The organism is Kitasatospora dryopteridis, from assembly GCF_050749075.1.
Classification (GTDB): domain Bacteria; phylum Actinomycetota; class Actinomycetes; order Streptomycetales; family Streptomycetaceae; genus Kitasatospora.
This window is the reverse complement of sequence record NZ_CP192749.1, coordinates 6,127,499-6,138,533: the sequence shown is the minus strand read 5'-3', so window position 1 is coordinate 6,138,533 and position 11,035 is coordinate 6,127,499. Positions and strand designations below refer to the sequence as shown.

General features: G+C 75.6%; 14 protein-coding genes. 10 read left to right on the top strand and 4 right to left on the bottom strand.

Annotated elements, in window-relative coordinates; all coding sequences use genetic code 11:
- Window positions 1-81 precede the first annotated feature (81 nt).
- Window positions 82-930 carry a helix-turn-helix domain-containing protein gene (locus ACQ614_RS27645; protein WP_431681463.1) on the top strand — a complete coding sequence of 283 codons (849 nt, stop codon included), beginning with the start codon at window positions 82-84 and terminating at the stop codon, window positions 928-930.
- A 22-nt stretch (window positions 931-952) separates the two neighbouring features.
- On the opposite strand, the gene ACQ614_RS27640 is transcribed toward ACQ614_RS27645, so the two are convergent.
- Window positions 953-2,173, bottom strand: coding sequence for an MFS transporter (locus tag ACQ614_RS27640; RefSeq protein WP_431681461.1), 1,221 nt, complete (start codon window positions 2,171-2,173; stop codon window positions 953-955).
- Between the two features lie 152 nt (window positions 2,174-2,325).
- Here ACQ614_RS27640 and ACQ614_RS27635 point away from each other — a divergent pair, with 152 nt between their 5' ends.
- The 7 genes from ACQ614_RS27635 (at window position 2,326) to ACQ614_RS27605 (ending at window position 6,567) form a co-directional block, all read left to right on the top strand.
- A complete protein-coding gene (locus ACQ614_RS27635; RefSeq protein ID WP_431681459.1) occupies window positions 2,326-3,111 on the top strand; it encodes a sterol desaturase family protein in 786 nt (261 codons plus the stop codon).
- Window positions 3,108-3,524: an HIT family protein gene (locus ACQ614_RS27630; protein ID WP_431681458.1), complete on the top strand. Its 417-nt coding sequence runs from the start codon at window positions 3,108-3,110 to the stop codon at window positions 3,522-3,524. Before ACQ614_RS27635 ends, ACQ614_RS27630 begins: the two co-directional genes overlap by 4 nt.
- Before the next feature lie 66 nt (window positions 3,525-3,590).
- Window positions 3,591-4,115 (top strand): DUF4240 domain-containing protein, encoded by a 525-nt coding sequence (locus ACQ614_RS27625; RefSeq protein ID WP_431681456.1) that lies wholly within the window; start codon window positions 3,591-3,593, stop codon window positions 4,113-4,115.
- 84 nt (window positions 4,116-4,199) lie between these two features.
- The gene (locus ACQ614_RS27620) at window positions 4,200-4,373 is read left to right on the top strand and encodes a hypothetical protein (RefSeq protein ID WP_431681455.1); all 174 of its coding nucleotides are present in this window, start codon (window positions 4,200-4,202) and stop codon (window positions 4,371-4,373) included.
- Between the two features lie 92 nt (window positions 4,374-4,465).
- Window positions 4,466-5,311, top strand: a complete 846-nt coding sequence (locus ACQ614_RS27615) for a pentapeptide repeat-containing protein (RefSeq protein WP_431681453.1) — start codon at window positions 4,466-4,468, stop codon at window positions 5,309-5,311.
- Window positions 5,311-5,913 (top strand): hypothetical protein, encoded by a 603-nt coding sequence (locus ACQ614_RS27610; protein WP_431681452.1) that lies wholly within the window; start codon window positions 5,311-5,313, stop codon window positions 5,911-5,913. Before ACQ614_RS27615 ends, ACQ614_RS27610 begins: the two co-directional genes overlap by 1 nt.
- 51 nt (window positions 5,914-5,964) lie before the next feature.
- Window positions 5,965-6,567: a DUF4291 domain-containing protein gene (locus ACQ614_RS27605; protein WP_431681451.1), complete on the top strand. Its 603-nt coding sequence runs from the start codon at window positions 5,965-5,967 to the stop codon at window positions 6,565-6,567.
- A gap of 38 nt (window positions 6,568-6,605) precedes the next feature.
- Here the strand turns inward: ACQ614_RS27605 and ACQ614_RS27600 are convergent, their stop codons facing one another.
- Entirely contained in the window at window positions 6,606-7,154 is a 549-nt protein-coding gene (locus tag ACQ614_RS27600) for an SLATT domain-containing protein (protein WP_431681449.1), read from the bottom strand.
- A 124-nt stretch (window positions 7,155-7,278) separates the two neighbouring features.
- Between ACQ614_RS27600 and ACQ614_RS27595 the strand changes: the two genes are divergently transcribed.
- Together ACQ614_RS27595 and ACQ614_RS27590 are read left to right on the top strand one after the other, a co-directional pair.
- On the top strand, window positions 7,279-7,782 hold the full coding sequence (locus ACQ614_RS27595) for a SigE family RNA polymerase sigma factor (protein ID WP_431681447.1): 504 nt from the start codon (window positions 7,279-7,281) through the stop codon (window positions 7,780-7,782).
- 37 nt (window positions 7,783-7,819) lie between these two features.
- On the top strand, window positions 7,820-9,004 hold the full coding sequence (locus ACQ614_RS27590; RefSeq protein ID WP_431681445.1) for a hypothetical protein: 1,185 nt from the start codon (window positions 7,820-7,822) through the stop codon (window positions 9,002-9,004).
- Window positions 9,005-9,028: 24 nt separating this feature from the next.
- Here ACQ614_RS27590 and ptsP read toward each other — a convergent pair whose 3' ends face one another.
- Together ptsP and ACQ614_RS27580 are read right to left on the bottom strand one after the other, a co-directional pair.
- On the bottom strand, window positions 9,029-10,696 hold the full coding sequence (gene ptsP, locus ACQ614_RS27585) for a phosphoenolpyruvate--protein phosphotransferase (RefSeq protein WP_431681444.1): 1,668 nt from the start codon (window positions 10,694-10,696) through the stop codon (window positions 9,029-9,031).
- The gene (locus ACQ614_RS27580) at window positions 10,693-10,965 is read right to left on the bottom strand and encodes an HPr family phosphocarrier protein (RefSeq protein WP_431681443.1); all 273 of its coding nucleotides are present in this window, start codon (window positions 10,963-10,965) and stop codon (window positions 10,693-10,695) included. Before ACQ614_RS27580 ends, ptsP begins: the two co-directional genes overlap by 4 nt.
- Window positions 10,966-11,035 lie beyond the last annotated feature (70 nt).

The following is an 11,035-nucleotide window of genomic DNA, read 5'->3' as shown; positions in this document are numbered from 1 at the left end:
CGGGCGCCGGACCTCCCACGGCACCCGGCGGGCCGCCCCTACGCTGGATGTGAACCGCACCGCCCGGCCGAGGAGCCAACCGTGTCAACTCCCGTCGCCAGCCAGGAACTCGGCGCCTTCCTGCGCGCCCACCGCGAACTGCTCAAGCCCGCCGACGTCGGCCTCACCACCACCGCCCGCCGCCGCACCCCCGGGCTGCGCCGCGAGGAGGTCGCCTCGCTCTCCGGCGTGGGCCTGGCCTGGTACACCTGGCTGGAACAGGGCCGGGTCGCCGCCTCCCGGCAGGTCCTGGAGGCCGTCGCCCGCGCCCTGCGACTCGACGCGGCCGGCCTGCGGCACGCCATGCGCCTCGCCGGCTACCACGAACCGGCCACCCCCGGCGGCGACACCGGCGCCGACAGGCTCTCCGCCGCCGTCCAGCCCGTCCTGGACTCCTGGCCCGCCAGCCCCGCCGTCCTGCTCGACCGCCACTTCGACCTGCTCGGCTGGAACGCCCCCTGGACCGCCCTCTGGGGCCCGCCCGAGGCCGTCCCCGCCGACCGGCGCAACCTCATGTGGCTGATGGCCGCCGACCGGCACCTGCGCTCCGTCCTGCACGACTGGGAGCCGCTCGCCATGAACGTCTTCCAGCACTTCCGCGCCCAGGCCGGCCCCGCCCTCGCCGACCCCCGCACCGGCGAGGTCTACCGCCACCTGGACAGCGACGCACCGGAGCTCCGCCACTGGTGGGGATGCCACTCCGTGGCGGAGCTCACGGCCCGTACCGTCACCGTCGAGCCGGCCGGCATCGGCCCGATCCGGCTGACCCTCTCCTCCTTCCACCCCGTCGACGACCCCACCGCCCTCGTCCTGCTCCTCACCCCCGCCACCCCCGCCGACCACACCCGCATGACCGCCCTCACCACCCACCCGCTCCGCAGCACGGGCTGAGGGCACCACGGCGGCGACGCCCTCAGGGGCGCGGCGAACCGCGCCGAAGTGCCCATCCCCCGACCGCCGCCGCCAACCCCAGCCCGACCCCCACCACCACGACCCCCGCCGCGACATCCGCGAAGGCCCCCACGGCCCACGCGCCGACCCCCGTCCCCGCATACATCGTCGAGGTCAGCCAGGCACTGGAGGTGGCCCGCAGCTCCGGTGCCACCGTGCCCGCGAGCGTCTGCTGGTCCGTCACGAAACCGCCGGAGGCGAGGAACCACACCACCACCCCGACCAGCGCGAGGACGAGCCCCGGCCCGGCCGCGGCGAGTCCGGTACCGGCCGCCAGCAGGCCTCCCCACAGGGGCAGCAGCGGAAGCCCGCTCCGCCCTGCGGCCCGCGCCCGGTCCCCGAGCCGTCCGCCCAGCAGCGACCCCGCGACACTGCCCGCACCGACCAGCACACCCACCAGCCCGAGCGCCTGCACCGACAGGTCGAACCGTGCCACCAGCAGCGCGCCGAGGAAGGTGTACGCGCCCAGGTTGGCCGCGTGGAACACGGTGTTGACGAGCAGTGCCCGCCGCAGCGCCGGATCGGCCCACCCCGCGAGCACCGCCCGCACCGCACCACCGCCACCGGGCACCGACGCCGCGGCCGCCCCGCCCCCGACCTGCTTCAGCAGCAGCGGCACCGCAGCCGCCGTCCCGATCGCCAGCGCCCAGAACGCCGAGCGCCAACCTGCGAGCCCGGCAAGGAATCCGCCGAGCGGCACCCCGATCACCTGGCCGCAGGAGAACAGCGCCATGCCCAGCCCCAGGGCCCGCCCCCGGACGCCCTCCGGCGCGGTCTCCGCGATGTGCGCCCAGATCGCCGGTCCGGCCGCGGCCGCCGCCAGCCCTGCGACGGCCCGGGAGACGACGAGCAGCGTCAGCCCGGTGGAGAGCGCCGCCGCCGCGTTGGAGAGCACGAAGAGCAGCGTCCCGGCGATCAGGGTCCGCCGCCGTCCGAAGCGGTCGCTGACCAGCCCGAGGAACGGCGCGAAGACCGCGTACACCAGCACGTAGGCCGTGACGCTGGAGGCGGCCGCGGCCTCGCTCACCCGGATCGAGCCGGCGATGGTCGGCAGCAGCGGCGAGACCAGGAAGGTCTCCGTGCCGAACAGGAACAGCAGCAGGAACACCCCGGCGTAGCGCAGTCGTTCGAACGTCCCGGCCTGCTCTTCGGCGGTCGGCGGCGACGCGGACACACTGCTCACGGCCCTCACATCCTTCTGTCGACGGAACTCGGCCGGGCCATCGTGTGCCGTCGGCCGCGGGCCGACCAGGCAGGCGATCATCCTGTGACTGCCGCTCACAGGCTCCCCCTCCCGCCGGATCTCCTGTCGCGGGGCCGTGGCAGGCTGGGGCGATGGACGGATTCCTGGGGTGGGTCGGCCGCCTGGGGGCGGGCGAGGTGGCGGCCGGGGCGCTGGTGTTCAACGTGGGGCTGCTGGTGGCGGCGCTGCTGGCGGGCGGGTGGCTGGTCCGCCGGTACGGGTACCGCCGGGTCGCGCCGGTGCCGGGCCCGGTGACTGCCGGTGAGGCGGCGCTGGTGGCGGTGGCCGTACTGCTCAACAGTGCTGTCGGGGTGGCCGGATGGGCGCTGTGGAAGGCCGGCTGGATCACGGTGTCCACCGCGGCCGGGCCGGGGGTGCTGCTCGAACTGGCGGCGTTCACGCTGGTCATGGACGCGCTGATGTATGCCGCGCACTGGATCGCCCACCGGCGGCGGCTGTACCGGCTGGCGCACGAGATGCACCACCGCTTCCCGGACCCGCGTCCGGCCACGCTGTTCGCCCTGCACCCGCTGGAGGTGGCGGGCTTCGGCGGTGCCTGGCTGGCCGTGCTCATGGTGTGGGAGCTGTCCGTACCGGCCCTCGGCGGATACCTGGTGCTCAACCTGGTCTTCGGACTGCTCGGCCACCTCGGGGTGGAGCCGCTGCCGGCCCGGGTGCGGCGGTGGCCGCTGTTCCGCTGGGTGGCGCTGCCGATGTTCCACGTCGGCCACCACCTCGACGCGAGCGTCAACTTCGGTTTCTACACGACCGTCTGGGACCGCCTGTTCGGCACGGTCGACCCGGCGTACGACCGGATGCGACACGCCGCCGACCCTGCGGCCGTCCGGGCGCCGAATGGCCTTCAATCACCGGCATGAGCTGCATCTTCTGCGAGGTCGTGGCCGGTGGTGCGGACACCCACCGGGTGTTCGAGGACGGGGCGGCGGTGGCCTTCCTGGACCACCGGCCGCTGTTCCCCGGCCATGTGCTGGTGGTGCCGCCGCGGCACGTACCCACCCTGACCGACCTGCTGCCGGAGGAGATCGGGCCGTACTTCGCACGCGTCCAACGGCTGGCCGGGGCCGTCGAGTCGGCGATGGCGGCGGCGGGCAGCTTCGTGGCCGCCAACAACCGGATCAGCCAGTCGGTGCCGCACCTGCACGTCCACGTGGTGCCGCGCAATCCCAAGGACGGCCTGCGCGGCTTCTTCTGGCCGCGGACGCGCTACCGCGACGACGCGCACGCCGCCGAGACCGCCGCCCTGATCCGCGCCGCCCTCGACGCCGGCTGAGCACCGCCCGCCGGAGCGCTCGTCCCCGCCGGGGCGTTGTCAGAGGCGTGCGGCATGCTCCGCGGCATGGACAAGCAGCAGTTCTGGGACCTGATCGAAGAAGCCCGCCGGCCCGCCCCGGAGGACGCCGAGGCCGTCGTCGAGCGCGCCACCGCCCTGCTCGCCGCCCGCCCGCGGCAGGACATCATCGCCGCCCAGCAGATCCTCTGGGACCTGATGGCCGACTCCTACCGCGGCGGGCTGTGGGGCGCCGCGTACGTGATCAACGGAGGTTGCTCGGACGACGGTTTCGACTACTTCCGCGGCTGGTTGATCACCTGCGGGCAGCAGGCCTTCGAGCAGGCCGTCGCCGCGCCGGACACGCTCGCCGGGCTGCGGAGCGTGCGCGAGGCCGCCGAACGGGACGAGGACCTGGAGTGCGAGAGCACCCTCGGCCTGGCCTGGGACGCCCATCTCGCCGCCACCGGTGAGCAGATGTCCGGCGACTGCTACTCGATCCGGTACCCGGAGATCGTCTTCGAGTGGGACTTCGACGACGACGAGGCGACCGAGCGGCGCCTTCCCCGGCTCGCGGCCCTGTACGGGGCGTGAAGCCCGTATCCGCGCCCAACACGCCTGCCCGACACGCGCCTCGGCCACCGGCCGCCCGCGCCCGACCCCGCGCACAATGACGGTATGACAGTTCCCTTGAAGTTCAGCGGAGCCTCGAAGAACCTGACCTTCGACGAACTGGAGAAGTTCGTCCAGGCTGCCCGGAAGGCCGGGGTGACCGGCTCCCAGCAGGTCACCGCCGTCGTCTCCACCACCGGCAAGCTCAAGCAGCTCCAGGTCCTCCTCGACGGGGAGTGACGCCCGCGGCGGGAAACGATTCGAGCCCGCCCCGGGCGATCGGCGAGAATGTGCACGTCCAGAGCACCTCCGCACCGAGGAGACGACGCACGTTGTCCCGCCAGCAGCCCTCCCCCGCTCCCCTCCCGGACGGCGCCGACCTGCGGTCCGACTGCTCGCGGTGCTTCGGCCTGTGCTGCGTCGCCCTCCCGTTCGCGGCCTCCGCCGACTTCGCCGCGAACAAGGACGCCGGCACCCCCTGCGGCAATCTGAAGGCCGACTTCCGCTGCGGCATCCACACGCAGCTGCGCGACCGGGGCTACCGCGGCTGCACCGTCTTCGAGTGCTTCGGCGCCGGCCAGAAGGTCTCCCAGATCACCTTCGGCGGCGACGACTGGCGGCAGCACCCGGGCTCCGCGCGGCAGATGTTCGCGGTCTTCCCGGTCGTGCGCCAGCTCCAGGAGCTGCTGCACTACCTCGCCGAGGGCCTGACGCTGCCCGCCGCCCGGCCCGTCCACCCCGAACTCCGGCGCGCCTTCGACCGGACCGAGCGCCTCAGCCTGGGCAGCGCCGAGGAACTCACCGCGCTGGACGTCCCGGCCCTGCGCCACGAGGTCAACACCCTGCTGCTGCGGGTCGGCGAACTCGTCCGCGCCGGCGTGCCCGGCCGCACCCGCAACCACCGCGGCGCCGACCTGATCGGCGCCAGGCTCAAGGGCGCGAACCTCCGCGGCGCCAACCTCCGCGGCGCGTACCTGATCGCCGCCGACCTGAGCCGGGCCGACCTGCGCAGCGCCGACCTCATCGGAGCCGACCTCCGGGACGCCGACCTGTGCGGGGCCGACCTGACCGGCGCGATCTTCCTCACCCAGTCCCAGCTCAACGCGGCCCGCGGCGACGCCGCCACCCGGCTCCCCGCCGGCCTCGACCGGCCCGCACACTGGGCCGCCGCCCACTGATGGAGGACCCGATCGACGCCCTCTGCGCGCGGCTCCACCGCGCGCTGCGCGGCGAGCACCCGCTCGACGCGGCCGATGTCGCCGCGCTGGCCTGCGAACTCCTCGCCCGGGGCGGCGACGGCCCGGCCGTCCGCGAGGCGGTCGAACGCCGACCTGGGGACATCCCGCCCGCCGAGCTCTCCGGCCTGGCCCGGGAACTGCTGACGGAGAGCGGCTTCGAACCCGGCTTCGACCTGGCCCCGGAACTGCTGGAGACCCTCCGGCAGGCGCTGGTGCCCGTCGTCCGCGACCTGCGCGCCCACGGCCTCCGCGACGGGGCCCGGCTGGTCGTCCAGGACGGGTGGTTCCCACCGTCCGCGGGCGTCGTCCTGGGCGACGCCTGGCTGCACGGCGGCGGCCTCCCCGCCTCCTGCGGCCGCGACCCGGCGACGGCCGTCGCCGCCCACGTCCAGGAGAGCCTGATGGAACGCGACCGCCGCGTCCGGCCCGTCTGCCCCGCCCACCGCCTCGGTCTGCACGCCGCCGTCGCCCCGTCCGGCACGGCCGTCTGGGCCTGCAGCGCGGGCGGCGGCCACCATGTCGCCGCGATCGGCGACCTCTGACGGCCGCAGGCCCCGCCGCCCGACCGCGCCCCACCGATCCCTGGAGTCCGAGTGACCGACATACCGTTCCGCGGCGTCCGAGCCGTCCACGACGAGCGGACCCTGGTCGTCTACCAGGCCTACCCGCCGGAGATCGCCGAGGCGGCGCTCGCCGCGGGCACCTTCGTGCCGCCGTTCAAGCGGGAGCGGATGACCTGGATCAAGCCCTCGTTCCGGTGGATGATGTACCGCTCGGGCTGGGCCGGGAAGCCCGGCCAGGAGCGGGTGCTGGCCGTCCGGATCACCCGGGCGGGCTTCGAGTCCGCCCTTGCGCAGTCCTGCCTGAGCCACCAGGACCGCGACCGGCACGCCTCCCGCGCCGAGTGGCAGGCGGAGCTGGCGGCGAGCCCCGTCCGCGTGCAGTGGGACCCGGAACGCTCCACCACGCTCGCCCCGCTGGAGCACCGCGCGCTCCAACTCGGCCTCTCCGGGCCCGCGGTGCGGGGCTACGTGGACGAGTGGATCACCGGCATCGACGATGTCACCGCACTGGCCCACGAAGTCCGCGCCCTGGCCAGGGAAGGCCGCATCGACCAGGCCGACGCCCTGATCCCCGCCGAGACGCCCTACCCGCTCCCCGCCCACCTCGCAGCCCGCATCGGCGCCACGGTCTGACCCACGCCTGCGGCCCCCGGTGGCTGCCCGGCCCGCTCTCAGGCGCTGCCGCGCTCGACGGCCTGCGGCGGCACCGGGGGCACGGGCGGCACGGACGGCAGGGCCACCTGCGGGTCGGACGCGCTCCGCACCCGTGTCCAGGAGTCGTGGTCGGCCTGGGCGATCTCCTCGTACTCGGCCAGGAATGCGGCCACCTGCACCGGGTCGGGCTCCCCGTCGCCGAGCCCGGCCCGGTGGAAGGCGAGCCGCCGCTCCAGCGCGCCGAGGCGGTGCACGGTGTCGGCCCGCTGCAGCCACAGGGCGCGGTGCGAGAAGAACGTCTGCCAGGCGGCGAGCACGGTGATCGCCGCACCGAGCCCGAGCGCGACGTCCGCCAGCCACTGCCGGGCCGGCTCCCCCACCTGCACCCCGAGCAGCACGGTGATCACCGCCGACAGGCCCACCGTGGAGATCTGCAGGCCGAACGCCCGCTTGCGGTCCGCGTTCCTGCGCCGGGTGCGGATCCGCAGCTGACTGCTCACTTCCTGCTCCACATACACGAGTTGACGCTGCGCCGGGCTGCCCGTCGCGCCACCGTCCCCCGCCATCGGCACTCCTCCCCCTCGGCTCGACCTGACAGTCTGCCAGCCCACGCCGACACCCGGCCGCTGTAACGCAACGGCTGTCCCACCGCGTTGGAAAGTCATGGACCGCACAACGACGACGCGCCCGGTGCCCACCGAACCGCCGGCCTTCATCGACTTCGCTGCGGCGAGGGGGCGCCACCTGATCAGAACGGCCTACCTGCTGACCGGCGGGGACGCGCACCTCGCCGAGGACCTCGCCCAGGAGGCGCTCGGCAGGCTGTTCGGGCAGTGGCGCAAGGTCTCCCGGATGGCCAACCCGGCCGGGTACGCGCAGACCGTCCTGGTCAACACCTTCCTGTCGTGGCGCCGCCGGCGCAGCAGCACCGAGCACGTCACGGACACCTTCGCCGAGCCGGCGGTGGCCGCCCCGGACCATGCGCTGCGGGTGACGCTGCTGCGGGCGCTCGGCGAACTGCCGCCGCCGGACCGGGCGGTGCTGGTGCTGCGCTACTGGGAGGACCGCAGCGCGGAGGAGACCGCGGCGGTGCTGCGGCTGAGTCCGGGCGCGGTGCGCGTGCGCAGCAGCCGGGCGCTGGCCCGGTTGCGGACCGTGCTCGGCGAGGAGCTCGACGAGCTCGTCCACCCCTGACGACGACCAGCAGTACGCAAGGATGCGGAGTACGAGGATGCCCGTCGAGGAGAACTTCACCGTCGCCCTGCGGTCGGCGGCCGAACTGGCCCCCGAGCCGAACGCCTTCGCCTTCGCCCAGGGTGCGGCGGAACGCGGTGTGCGGCGCCGCAGGCGGCGCCGGGCCGCCGTGCTGACCGGGGCCGCGGCTGCCGTGGCGCTGCTGGCCGCTGGTTCCGTGCCGGCGCTGCGCAGTGACCAAGGGGCTGCGGCGCAGCCCTGGTCGACGGTCACCGCGGAGTACATGCGCGATTCCCTGGTCTCCCTGCTGCCCGGCGGCCGGATCACCAATGCCCTCGGCTTCACCGGGGAGGAGAGCAGTGTCCGGGGAGGGCCGTCCGGCGTCGTCGAGATCGAAACGGCGCGCGGCGCGGGGCCGATCACGCTCTCGCTCGACCGGATCTCCACGCCGGTGACCGAGTCCTCCCGCGGTGCGCACTGCTTCGACCCGTCGGAGCGGGCGACCGAGAGCTGCAGCCGGACGGTGCAACCGGACGGTTCGGTGCTGATGGTCAATGTGCTGCTGCCGGAGCAGGCCGGGATGGGCAAGACCATGATCGCGACGTACACCCACCCGGACGGGCGCCAGGTGCGGATCGACTCGTTCAACCGCAGCGCGCAGGGCGAGCCCCCGATCACCGGCGAGCAGGCGACCGCGGTGCTGCAGAGCAGTGCCTGGGACGTCGGCTTCGGCGGTGTGCGGGTGACCGACCCGCCGCAGCCCGGGGTCTCGACCCCACCGGCGTCCGCCCTGCACGGGACGGTGACCGGGCTGCTGCCGGCCGGTGCGGTGGCGGGGCCGGCGGACGGACCCGGGCGGCCCGGCACCGTCCGGCTGGAGGTCACCCTGGAGGGCCGGACGAGCTGGCTCGCGGTCACCGTGGACCCGCACTGGCAGCAGGGCGGCCGGGACGACCCGCGGACGGTCTTCGAGTCGGGCCGCGGCCCGGAGCTGACGCACACCGCGGACGGCACCGCCGTGGTGGTCCGCGCCGAACGGGAGTCCGACGCGACGGACGGCCCGGAGGTGCAGTGGGGTGCCGAGGCGCTCCACCCGGACGGCACCCGGGTGACCGTCTCCGAGTGGAACGGCCCCGACGCCCGGACCTTCCTGCCCGGCACCCCCGCCCTGGACCTGGACCGGCTCAAGGCCCTGGCCACCGCCCCCGCCTGGCGCGGCTGACCGGAGAGACCCGGAGCCCGTCGGTCAGCTGGCCGGCGTCCTGAGGGCCTCGCGGACGCGGGCCCGTGCGGTGGCCGCGTCGGGGGCGGTGCGGGCGAGGGCGGCGAGCCGGCGGCAGTCGGCCAGGGTGCGGTCGGCGAGGGCTGCCCGCACTTCGGGCAGGCAGGCGGGTGCGGCGGAGAGGCCGGTGACGCCGAGGCCGACCAGCACCGGCGCGAGGTCCGGGTCGGCGGCGGCCTCCCCGCACACTCCGACCGGCACGCCCCGGGCCGCGGCGCCCTCCGCGGTGGCGGCGACCAGGTCGAGCAGGGCGGGCTGCCAGGGGTCGAGCAGGTCGGCGAGCGCCCCGAGCGTGCGGTCGGCGGCGAAGGCGTACTGGGCGAGGTCGTTGGTGCCGATGCTGAGGAAGTCGCAGACGCCGGCGAGCCGTTCGGCGCGCAGTGCGGCGGCCGGCACCTCGACCATGGCCCCGGCGGCGGGGAGTCCGTGGGCACGGACCCGGGCGGCGAAGGCGGCGGCCTCGGCGGGCAGCGACACCATCGGCGCCATCACCCGGACGTCGGCGCCGGTGCTGCGGGCGGCCTCGGCGATCGCGGCGAGCTGGGTCTCCAGCAGCTGCGGGTCGCGGGCGGCGGTGCGCAGGCCGCGCACGCCGAGCGCGGGGTTCTCCTCGTCGGCGGCGGTGGCGAAGGGCAGCGGCTTGTCGGCACCGGCGTCCAGGGTGCGGACGGTGATCCGGCGGCCGGCGAAGGCCTTGAAAACGGTGCGGTAGGCGGCGGTCTGCTCCTCGACGGTGGGGGCCTGCTCGCGGTCGAGGTAGAGGAACTCGGTGCGGAACAGGCCGACGCCCTCGGAGTCGGCGGCGGCCGCGCCGTCGAGTTCGTGCAGGGCGCCCAGGTTGACCAGCAGCGCGACGGGGTGTCCGTCGGCGGTGCGGCCGGGCCCGGTGGCGCCGGCGGCCCGTTCGCGGCGGCGCCGCTGCTCCTCGGCGGCGCGGCGGACGTCCTCGGGGCCCGGGTCGGGTTGGACGGTGCCCTCGGCGGCGAGGACGAGCACCTGCCGGCCGTCCTGCAGCCCGGCTGCGCCGGGGCAGCCGACGACGGCGGGCAGGCCGAGGGCCTTGGCGAGGACGGCGGTGTGGCTGGTGGGGCCGCCGCGGACGGTGACCAGGGCGAGCACCCGCTCGGGGTCGAGCAGGGCGGTGTCGGCCGGTGCGAGGTCGTCGGCGACCAGGACGTACGGGTGCCCGGGGTCGGGCAGGCCGGGCATCGGCAGCCCGAGCAGCCGGGCCACCGCGCGGTCGCGCAGGTCGTCGAGGTCGGCGGCGCGTTCGGCGAAGTAGCCGCCGGCGGCGAGCAGGGCGGTGCGGAAGGCCGCATACGCCCCGGTGACGGCGTGCGGGCCGTCGGTGCCGGTGGCGACGAGTTCGGCGGCCCGGTCGGCGAGGACGGGGTCGGCGGCGATCATCGCCTGGGCGGTGAGGACGTCGGCGGCCGTCCCGCCGGCCCGGGCGGCGCGCGCCTCGAGGTCGGCGACGACCTCGGCGAGCGCCGCGCGGACGGCGGCGGTCTCGGCGGCCGGGTCGGTGACCGGGCGGGGCGGCGGCAGCACGGGTGCCGGGGCGGCCTTGGCGACCGCTCCGGCGGCGCTGCCGCTGCCGACGCCGATCCCGGCGAGCGGTGCGGTGCTCACCGGACGGCGTCCAGGTCGTCGGCGAGCAGCGCGGCGAGTTCGCCGAGGGCGTCCTGGGCGCCGTCGCCGTCGGCGGTGAGTTCGAGGGTCTCGCCGTGGCCGGCGGCGAGGGCGAGCACCGACAGGAGGCTGCGGGCGTCCACGGGGGTCTGGCCGGGGCGGCCGACGCCGACCTTGACGTTCTGCCGGGCGGCGGCCCGGACGAAGAGGGAGGCGGGGCGGGCATGCAGGCCGCTCTGCGCGCCGACGGTGACCTGGAGCTGGGGCATGGTGCTGTCCCTTCGGTGGGGTGGGTGGGCGGTCGGCCGCCGGCCCGGTACCGGCGGTGGGGGCGTGCCG

Coding starts and splice junctions, on each gene's coding strand:
- ACQ614_RS27610 (WP_431681452.1), top strand. CDS start 5,311: ATGGAGGACCCGATCGACGCCCTCTGCGCGCGGCTCCACCGCGCGCTG.
- ACQ614_RS27630 (WP_431681458.1), top strand. CDS start 3,108: ATGAGCTGCATCTTCTGCGAGGTCGTGGCCGGTGGTGCGGACACCCAC.
- ACQ614_RS27625 (WP_431681456.1), top strand. CDS start 3,591: ATGGACAAGCAGCAGTTCTGGGACCTGATCGAAGAAGCCCGCCGGCCC.
- ACQ614_RS27600 (WP_431681449.1), bottom strand. CDS start 7,154: ATGGCGGGGGACGGTGGCGCGACGGGCAGCCCGGCGCAGCGTCAACTC.
- ACQ614_RS27635 (WP_431681459.1), top strand. CDS start 2,326: ATGGACGGATTCCTGGGGTGGGTCGGCCGCCTGGGGGCGGGCGAGGTG.
- ACQ614_RS27590 (WP_431681445.1), top strand. CDS start 7,820: ATGCCCGTCGAGGAGAACTTCACCGTCGCCCTGCGGTCGGCGGCCGAA.
- ACQ614_RS27580 (WP_431681443.1), bottom strand. CDS start 10,965: ATGCCCCAGCTCCAGGTCACCGTCGGCGCGCAGAGCGGCCTGCATGCC.
- ACQ614_RS27620 (WP_431681455.1), top strand. CDS start 4,200: ATGACAGTTCCCTTGAAGTTCAGCGGAGCCTCGAAGAACCTGACCTTC.